The sequence below is a fragment of the Parafrankia soli genome, assembly GCF_001854695.1.
Classification (GTDB): domain Bacteria; phylum Actinomycetota; class Actinomycetes; order Frankiales; family Frankiaceae; genus Parafrankia; species Parafrankia soli.
Map to the genome: position 1 here is coordinate 1 of NZ_MAXA01000063.1, position 5,462 is coordinate 5,462.

3 protein-coding genes and 3 pseudogenes are annotated in these 5,462 nt (G+C 67.3%); 2 read left to right on the forward strand and 4 right to left on the reverse strand.

Annotated elements, in window-relative coordinates; all coding sequences use genetic code 11:
* Positions 1 to 417: 417 nt before the first annotated feature.
* Positions 418 to 1,307, reverse strand: a pseudogene (locus BBK14_RS07610) (IS3 family transposase); the annotation flags it as partial.
* 577 nt (positions 1,308 to 1,884) lie between these two features.
* On the opposite strand from BBK14_RS07610, the gene BBK14_RS07615 reads away from it, so the two are divergent.
* Together BBK14_RS07615 and BBK14_RS07625 are read left to right on the forward strand one after the other, a co-directional pair.
* On the forward strand, positions 1,885 to 2,685 hold the full coding sequence (locus BBK14_RS07615) for an OmpA family protein (protein WP_241831269.1): 801 nt from the start codon (positions 1,885 to 1,887) through the stop codon (positions 2,683 to 2,685).
* A gap of 317 nt (positions 2,686 to 3,002) precedes the next feature.
* Positions 3,003 to 3,428, forward strand: a pseudogene (locus BBK14_RS07625) (transposase); the annotation flags it as partial.
* 130 nt (positions 3,429 to 3,558) lie between these two features.
* Here the strand turns inward: BBK14_RS07625 and BBK14_RS07630 are convergent.
* The 3 genes and pseudogenes from BBK14_RS07630 to BBK14_RS07635 all read right to left on the reverse strand — a co-directional run.
* The gene (locus BBK14_RS07630) at positions 3,559 to 4,365 is read right to left on the reverse strand and encodes a PP2C family protein-serine/threonine phosphatase (RefSeq protein WP_241831271.1); all 807 of its coding nucleotides are present in this window, start codon (positions 4,363 to 4,365) and stop codon (positions 3,559 to 3,561) included.
* 104 nt (positions 4,366 to 4,469) lie between these two features.
* A pseudogene (locus BBK14_RS42725) lies at positions 4,470 to 4,787 on the reverse strand (PAS domain-containing protein); the annotation flags it as partial.
* Between the two features lie 133 nt (positions 4,788 to 4,920).
* On the reverse strand, positions 4,921 to 5,462 hold a 542-nt coding region (locus BBK14_RS07635; protein WP_116430018.1), incomplete at its 5' end, for an ISAs1 family transposase.

The window sequence follows — 5,462 nt, forward strand, 5'->3', positions numbered from 1 at the left end:
GGCTGCATCTGGACATCGCTGCGGCCGGTGACGTACGTCCATCCCCGCAGTCTTGCCCGTCGCCGGACGGACTGGCGTGGCTCGACCCCTTGTCGCCGATAACTACTATGGATCGTAGTTGCTGAGGTGAGTCTCATGGGGGCGCATCTACCCTAGCTTGGAGTGGAGGACGTCCCGAATGCTCGTGTGGGCCGACTTACTCGGTGGTCCTTCCTGTGGGCCCAGGTGCCGGGAGGGTGCTGATCTGCTACATGACATAGTAGTTACGCCGCATCGGGGGCAACGAGAGGATGTGTGGGTGGATCGCGCCAGGAGGTACGTCGACCAGGCTCGTGCGGAAACGGCACTGCTGCTGGGACGCCGTCCGCGAGCGAGGGCGGAACCCGTCAACCTGATCGAGGCAAGATCTTGTAGGAACTACTGAGCTGGGTGTTCCGTGTCGGCGGTTGGCTGGTAGTGGGTCTGTTCGGGTGGGTTGATCCAGGCTGGTGTCGGCAGCGGCGGCGGTGCTGGTGGTCGGCGGACGAACCGGTCCGGTCGGGTGGCGTAGGCGGCGGCGAGGACCTCGGCGCGGGCGGCCTGGACGGTCTCGGCCTGGCCGTGGTGGACGACCGCGGGGGTGAGCAGACCGATCCCGGAGTGCCGATGGTCGGCGTTGTAGTAGTCGAAGAACTCGCGGCACCAGGCGCGTGCGGTTTCGATGCTGTCGAACCTGCGGGGATAACCCGGCCGGCACTTCAAAGTCTTGAACTGGGACTCGGAGTAGGGGTTATCGTTGGATGTCCTGGGCCGGGAGTGGGACTGGGTTATCCCGAGGTCCGCGAACAGGAAAGCGACGGGTTTCGAGGTCATGGAGCTGCCGCGGTCGGCGTGCACGGTGAGCCGCCCGGGAGAGATGTTCTGTTTGTCGCAGGTGGCGGCGATCAGGTTCTCGGCGAGAGCCGCTGATTCTTTGTCTGCAAGGGTCCAGCCGACCACATACCGGCTGTACACATCCAGGATGACGTACAGATAGTAGGAGGTCCATTTCTGCGGGCCGGGGAGTTTGGTGATATCCCAGGTCCAGACCTCGTTCGGCCCGGCGGCGAGGAGCTCAGGTTTGACCTTGGGCGGGTGGAGGGCCTGGTGCGGCGGTCGCCGGTCTCGCCGCGTGCGGCGAGCAGCCGGTACATGGTGCGCTGCGAACACAGGTAGAGGCCCTCGTCGAGCAGGGTCGCCCAGACCTGCGCCGGGCTGGCGTCAGCGAACCGCGGGTCGTGCAGCACAGCCAGGACCCGGGCGCGTTCGGCCGCCTCCAACGCCCGGGGGCCGGCCAGGTCCTGATTCCGGGCGGAGTGCGGCGCTACACCGTGCTCGCCGAGGGCCCGGCATCGCCGTCGTCCTGGATGGATTGCGGGTGTGGCCGCGGAGCTACGAGTTCCGGCTGCTCCTGTTCGGGGCGAGGTCGTCCTCGCCTCGACGCCGAACGAGATCGAACGGCTGCGTTCCGGGGAGAACTCCGTGAATGGATGAATTTCGTACGGCCCGATCCGGACTCGATCGTCGAGGTGCTCGAATGTGACGTCACCATGGCCCGGAGCACGGTCCGGGAAGCGCGGGTATGGTCACCCGGCTGGGCCACGAGCTATGGGCGGGTGCAGGTCGAGTACCGGGTGAGCCGGCTCCGGCGGCCGGTGTGTGATCGCCCCGCGGGCGGGGCCGGGCCTGGTGGCTGCCGTCGACGGCGGGTGCCGTGGCACCGCCCGGAACGCCGTCCCAGTCCTGATCGATCGTCTCTTCCCGGTGGTCTCCGCGGGATCGACTTCCTGTCGCGTGTGCGGCAGCTGGTACGGCCAGCAGGCCTTTCGCCCGTATGCTCCCCTCCAACTCGGGGGTGGGGGACAGATGAATCGACACCACAGGCGGCGTCTGCTCGCGTCGGCCGTGCTGATCATGGCGGTCGGCGCCGGCTGTGGCGGTTCGGACGAGACGCCGGAGACCAGGGCGGCCAGCAGTTCGAGCCCGCCGGTCGCGGCGACGGCCACGCCGACGACAGAGGCCGCGCCGGAAGAGTCGGCGACTCCGCTCCCGCCGGGAGCGCAGCCCGGCCTGGACGACTACGGCGGCGACGGGCAGCTCGACCCGACCTGCGGCACCCAGGACTTCGGTGGCGGGCTGGTGCTGCGCATCCCGTGCGAGATCACGACTCCCAACGAGCCGGAAGACGGCAGCCGCCTCGTCGAGGGCTCCCTCTACCGGCTTCCCGGGTCGATCGACGTCAACCTCGACGGCATCTCGGGAAGCCTGCTCCTGGCCCGCGACGACGCCGGCACGAAGGTCGTCATCGTCGTCTTCAACAGCGACAACCTCTTCGCCACCGGCAGCGACCAGATCGGCAGCACCGACACCGTGGACAACACCATCCGGCTGATCAACTCTACGTTCGCCGGCGGCGAGATCCAGGTACGCGGCCACACCGACTCCACCGGCACCGCCGACGCGAACCAGCAGCTGTCCGAACGCCGGGCCGTCGTGGTCCGCCAGTACCTGACCGACCACGACGTCAACGCCACCACAGTGACCGCCATCGGGCTGGGCAGCGGCCAGCCGATCGCCGAGAACTCCAACCCGGACGGCACGCCCGACCCCGAAGGCCAGGCGTTCAACCGGCGGGTCGAGATCGTCCTGCGGCTCCCCGCCGCCTGATCGAGGACGGAGTCGCGCGGACCTGGTCCGCCGGTGATCCTCCAGTCGCGCCACCGCCGGCCGCCTCGGCGACCGCTTGGGAGCGCATGGCACCCTCGACCGTTCATGAACGCATGTCGCGCTTGACCGCGACCGGCTCAGCTCGCGGGTGGGGCTCGCTTGCCGGCGGCGCGTTCATAGGCACGCAGGGTGTCGACGACCAGGCGGCGCTCGGCTGGGGTCAGCGGTTGGAGGGCCTCCCGCCAGGCGGTGGCCCCCGGACCGAGCCATGCCTCGATCGCCGGGCGGCCGACGTCGGCGATGCTCACGATTCGCCGCCGCCGGTCGTTGGGATCCTCGCGGCGCTCCATGACCCCGCCGCGGCTGAGGTCAGCGTGCAGTTCTACCGGGTCGTCGACGCACTCACCGAGAAACTCCCGAAGGTTGCCGACCATCTCTCCGACGCGAAAGCGGATCTCCTCGCGTTCACCGCCTACCCGCGGGAGGTCTGGCGGAAGATCTGGTCCTCGAACCCGCAGGAGCGCCTGAACAGGGAAATCCGCCGCCGCACCGACGTCGTGGGTATCTTCCCCAGCCGTGAGGCCGTCATACGGCTCGTCGGCGCCGTACTCGCCGAACAACACGATGAGTGGATCGAAACCCACCGTTACATCGGCCTGGAAATTCTCGCCAGAACCGACCCCGCTCAGAAAACAGCCGACACACCCGAGATCAGCGTGACACCCGAAGCCCTCCCCGCATAACCTGAACCAGGATCGCGCGGAGTAATTCTCCGTGCACCACGCCCATGGGTGTGACCTGATCCAGCGCTCGGTTGAATCCCCTCGGTGTGTCCGGAGATTCTGATGCACTCCGGACACACCGGCGGTTCAATCAGAGTCGGATGACGACGACGGCGGTGTCGTCGGCTGGCTCGCTGTCCGCGCCCACCTCGGCCAGCAGCGCATCGGCCAGTGCCTCCGGATCGAGTCCCGGGTTGCGGCGGAGGCTGGCGGCAAGACGGGACAACCCGACGTCGATGTTCTCCCCGCGGCGTTCGATCAGGCCGTCGGTATACAGCGTCAGCGTGGCGCCGACCGCGAACGTCGCGGTGGCCTGGGACCGGGGCAGGTGTTCCGGGCTCGCGCCCAGCGGCGGGTCGACGGTCTGGTCGAGGAACTCGATGGCGCCGCCGACGTGCGCCAGTGCCGGCGGCGGATGACCTGCCCGGCTGTAGGTGACGGTGAGCGTGTCGTAGTCGGCGACCGCCTGCACGACGGTGGTCGACTCGGCGCCTTCTACCGACCGTGCGTACAGGTCCAGCACGTCCAGGGCGGCTGCGGGCCCGTCGGCCACTCGGACCATGGCGCTCAGTGCGCTGCGCAGTTGGCCCATCGTGCCCGTGGCCGACAGTCCGTGGCCGACGACGTCGCCCACGGCCACCGCGACGCGGTCCTCGGATAGCTCCACCAGTTCGTACCAGTCGCCGCACACGTTCATCGTGCTGGCGGCGGGCCGGTACCGCACTGCCGCCTTGACGTGCCCGGTCGGTGCGGGCGTGGGCAGCATTGCTTCCTGGAGGGCCAGGGCCACCTCGCGTTCCCGAGCGTGAGTTCGACGCAGCTGCTCGTTGCCTTCGTGTAGCTCCCGAGCACGGGCCAGCAGTTCCGCCTCCAGCGTGTGCTGCCGGTCGTCTCCCATTTCTCCGGCACACATGCGGACGAGGTCGGTCGCCTCCTCCCCTGGTGCACCACCAGCGCCACCTGCCCGTCAGGATCAAGCACCGGAGTGTTGACCGTGCTCCAGTACCGCTCCTCGAACACAGCTGGACGCCCTGGCGCCTCCACGTCGTAACGCTGGACCGCCATGGTGTCGCGCTTCCCGGTGGCCARCACTCGCCGTAGCGACGCGCCAAGTGCGCGCACCGCTGACGCGGACCGGTACTCCGGATTGTCCGGGAAAGCGTCGAACAGGTAGCGTCCCAGCAGGTTCTCGCGCGTACGCTCCGACACCTGAATATATGTCTCGTTGGCGGCAAGTATGATTAATTCAGGGGTCAGTAGCAAGGTCGGGCTGGGGAGAGCCCGAAAAACGGCCTCATAGTCGATCCTCGGATCTCCCACCCGCTACCACCTCGACGACGCACGATCGGATATCTGACCTCCCAACGGTAGAACCGCGGGACGGACTGCGCCGACACTGACGCATTGGCGCAGTCCGCCACCAGGGCCTCGGCGAGGTAACTCAGTGCTATGTTTAGTGACATTCCGTAGCGAGGAGTGGGAGTACCCGGTCGCGGTCGCCGGCTATGTACTCGAGGGTTTCCTTTATCTTCCTGATGCCGTTTCGGCGGATGATCCCGATCGCCAGGTTACGGAAGCTGGCGAGCGTGTGTGGACTATTTCCTGTGTGGGTCTGGTTGGCGTCCTCGCGCCACGCGGTGTCGCGCGGGTAGTGAATTTCGTTCTCGATGCCCCAATGCCCGCGGATGAGCCTGTGAATGTAGGCGGCAGTGGCGCGGTTGCCGGMGACGCTGGTGAGAATGTGAGCGTATTCACGGCTGACACGGATTCCCTTGAGGTCGAATTCGTCGCGACGGATGACGGCAGCGGTCRCGACCTCCGGAAACCCGATCCCCTTGGCTTCGGTGGTCCAGGCCTGCCATTTCTTGATTCGGCCGTGGCCGCGTTCCTCGACTTCGTGCTGTGGGGGTTTTTGGAGAAGGGGAAGGGTTTGCTCGAAGGTTTTCCGGTAGAGCGTCGGCTGGTTTCCCTTCACGGTCAGCGCGTAGTCGATTC

Excerpts from the sequence above, each read along its gene's own strand:
- BBK14_RS07615 (WP_241831269.1), top strand. The coding sequence starts at position 1,885 with ATGAATCGACACCACAGGCGGCGTCTGCTCGCGTCGGCCGTGCTGATC.
- BBK14_RS07630 (WP_241831271.1), bottom strand. The coding sequence starts at position 4,365 with ATGGGAGACGACCGGCAGCACACGCTGGAGGCGGAACTGCTGGCCCGT.